This window comes from Streptomyces sp. ActVer, from assembly GCF_027270795.1.
Classification (GTDB): domain Bacteria; phylum Actinomycetota; class Actinomycetes; order Streptomycetales; family Streptomycetaceae; genus Streptomyces; species Streptomyces umbrinus_A.
The window spans coordinates 1-2559 of record NZ_JAPWHT010000771.1 but is presented as its reverse complement, the minus strand read 5'-3'; the positions used below and the strand labels follow the sequence as shown (position 1 = coordinate 2559).

3 protein-coding genes are annotated in these 2559 nt (G+C 69.2%); 1 reads left to right on the top strand and 2 read right to left on the bottom strand.

Features of this window, described 5'->3' with window-relative positions; translation table 11 throughout:
* Nucleotides 1-107: 107 nt before the first annotated feature.
* The gene (locus O3Q52_RS51845; protein ID WP_269655360.1) at nucleotides 108-656 is read right to left on the bottom strand and encodes a hypothetical protein; all 549 of its coding nucleotides are present in this window, start codon (nucleotides 654-656) and stop codon (nucleotides 108-110) included.
* A 35-nt stretch (nucleotides 657-691) separates the two neighbouring features.
* Nucleotides 692-1801, bottom strand: coding sequence for a magnesium and cobalt transport protein CorA (locus O3Q52_RS51840; RefSeq protein WP_269655359.1), 1110 nt, complete (start codon nucleotides 1799-1801; stop codon nucleotides 692-694).
* A gap of 513 nt (nucleotides 1802-2314) precedes the next feature.
* Between O3Q52_RS51840 and O3Q52_RS51835 the strand changes: the two genes are divergently transcribed.
* A partial coding sequence (locus tag O3Q52_RS51835; protein ID WP_269655358.1) for a suppressor of fused domain protein occupies nucleotides 2315-2559 on the top strand: 245 nt, incomplete at its 3' end.

Sequence of the window (2559 nt, the reverse complement as noted above, 5' to 3'; positions counted from 1 at the left end):
CCCCTGAAGACAAAAAGCCAGGGGCGGAGCCCCGCTTTTTAGGGGCGCGGGGAACTGCGCGACCAGCCCCCACCCACCCGCAGACGACAACGGCCCCCGCGGAGCGTTCAGCCGCGCTTGCGCTTCTTGAAAAGCAGCCGCGGCAACCCCGCCGGAATCGCCTGCCGCGTAGTCGCCGACGTAGGCAACGGCGCCGCAGCCAACGACCCGTCCGGCAGCGACGCAGTCGCCCCCGTCGGCGCGAGCCGAACCACCCGGCACTCCCGGGCCCACCGCCCGGTCATGGCCTCGCCATCGGGCGCGTTCAACCGCTTGCCCTTCAGCTCGCCGACGGCCGCGTCCCACTCCTCGGACCCGGGAGCGAGCTCCACCACCTTCGCGGACCAGGAGACGAGGCGACCGCCCTTGTCCTTGCTGCGGACCGTGACGACGGCCTCGCCCCCGTCCACGAGCCCGGGCAACGGCTGCTCACCGGGCCCGTCCCCGACCAGACACACCGCGCCGTCGTGCCACACGTGCCACAGGGCTTGGGAGGAGGCGCCGTCCCCCTGGGCGGAGACCCCGTCCCCCTGGACGGGAAGTCCCCGCACCCAGATGAGCCCGGACTTCTTGGTGGCCTCCTCGACGAGGGCCTGATCGAGCAGCTGATCCGACATGGGGGCCAGCCTAGTGCCGGGCCCCTCAGGGCAGGTCAGAGCCAGCCGTTGCGCTTCAGGGTGCGGTGGATGCCCAGGCAGAGCATCACGGTGATGCCCATGACCACCGGGTAGCCGTACTTCCAGTGCAGTTCCGGCATGTGGTCGAAGTTCATGCCGTACACCCCGCACACCATCGTCGGCACGGCGATGATCGCCGCCCAGGACGTGATCTTGCGCATGTCCTCGTTCTGCGCGACCGAGGCCTGCGCGAGGTTGGCCTGGAGGATCGAGTTGAGCAGCTCGTCGAAGCCCACGACCTGCTCCTGGACCCGCGCGAGATGGTCGGCGACATCGCGGAAGTACTTCTGGATGTCGGGGTCGACCAGCCGCATCGGCCGCTCGCTCAGCAGCTGCATGGGCCGCATCAGCGGCGACACCGCGCGCTTGAACTCAAGCACCTCACGCTTGAGCTGGTAGATCCGCGCCGAGTCGACACCGCGCGACACCCCGCCCCGGGGCCCGGGCGAGAACACCTCGGTCTCGACCTCGTCGACGTCGTCCTGGAGGGCGTCCGCGACCGCCACGTACCCGTCGACGACGTGGTCGGCGATGGCGTGCAGTACGGCCGAGGGGCCCTTGGTGAGCAACTCGGGGTCGTCCTGCAGCCGGTGCCGCAGCGCCCGCAGCGAGCCCTGGCCGCCGTGCCGCACGGTGATGAAGAAGTCCCGTCCGGTGAAGCACATCACCTCGCCGGTCTCGACGACCTCGCTGGTGGCGGTGAGCTCGTCGTGCTCGACGTAGTGGATGGTCTTGAAGACGGCGAACAGTGTGTCGTCGTACCGCTCCAGCTTGGGCCGCTGGTGGGCGTGGACGGCGTCCTCGACGGCCAGCGGGTGCAGCCCGAACTCGGCTGCCACACCGGCGAATTCGGCCTCGGTCGGCTCGTGCAGGCCGATCCAGGCGAACCCGCCGTCCCGCCGCGCCTGACGGATCGCCGCACGCGGGGTGAGGCCGTCGTCGGACGGGAGGCGGACGCCGTCGCGGTAGACCGCGCAGTCCACGACGGCCGAACTGGCCCCGGCCGCGCGGGTGGTGTCGTACGCGCCGCCGTCCTTGCGCAGCGAGGGACGGACCGCGGCACGCAGGTCACGAATCATCGACATGGCTGGCTCCTTCGCGGAACGAGAGCCGCCGGCAACGGTTGAGACTGCCCGGAATGGGGACGTCCTGACTGCGGATGTTTGGCACGTCCACAAAGCGGGGAGCACCGCACCGTCGCGGTGGCAGCTTCGCTACTGATACAGATCAGAAAAATTCAGACAGATCAGGAAAAACGAAGTGCTCTTCCGTTGTGCACCGGAGGCCAGGACGCGAGTGCGAGGGGTGGCAGCCAGTAGAGCGTGAGCTCTGGAGCTGAGAGGGACTCAGCAGCCGGAAGAGCGGGTGGTACTGCACGGTCGACTTCGATCCATGGAGCCCCACCTCCTCCGGCCGGTCCCCCGTAGGGGAGGTCCATCCCCCGTAGGGGAGTCTCATGCGTCGAGACTGTCGAGACTTGGGTCGGGACTCGAGAGCGACGCTTCTGCGTGCTGCCCCGACCAGCGGCCAAGACTATCAGCCGACTGAAGTGTCAAGCCGTCGCTTTGCCCGTCACTGACGAGTTCTATGCTCGGCGCATGGCTGATGTTCTTCCTCTGGTCGAGGCCCGGTTGCGTACCGCGCTGGGTGAACCGGACGCGCGCGCCGCGGTGACCTTCCTCGGCACGGACCGCATCGAGGTGCTCCGCTTCAGCGACGGAACCGCCGGAGAAGCGGACCAGGGGATCGTCCGCTACGCCACGCTCGGCATGTCGGCCCAGCCGATGGCCGACCCCACGGCGGTCGTCGCCGATCCGGTCGCGGGCCCGCGCGCCGAGCTGGT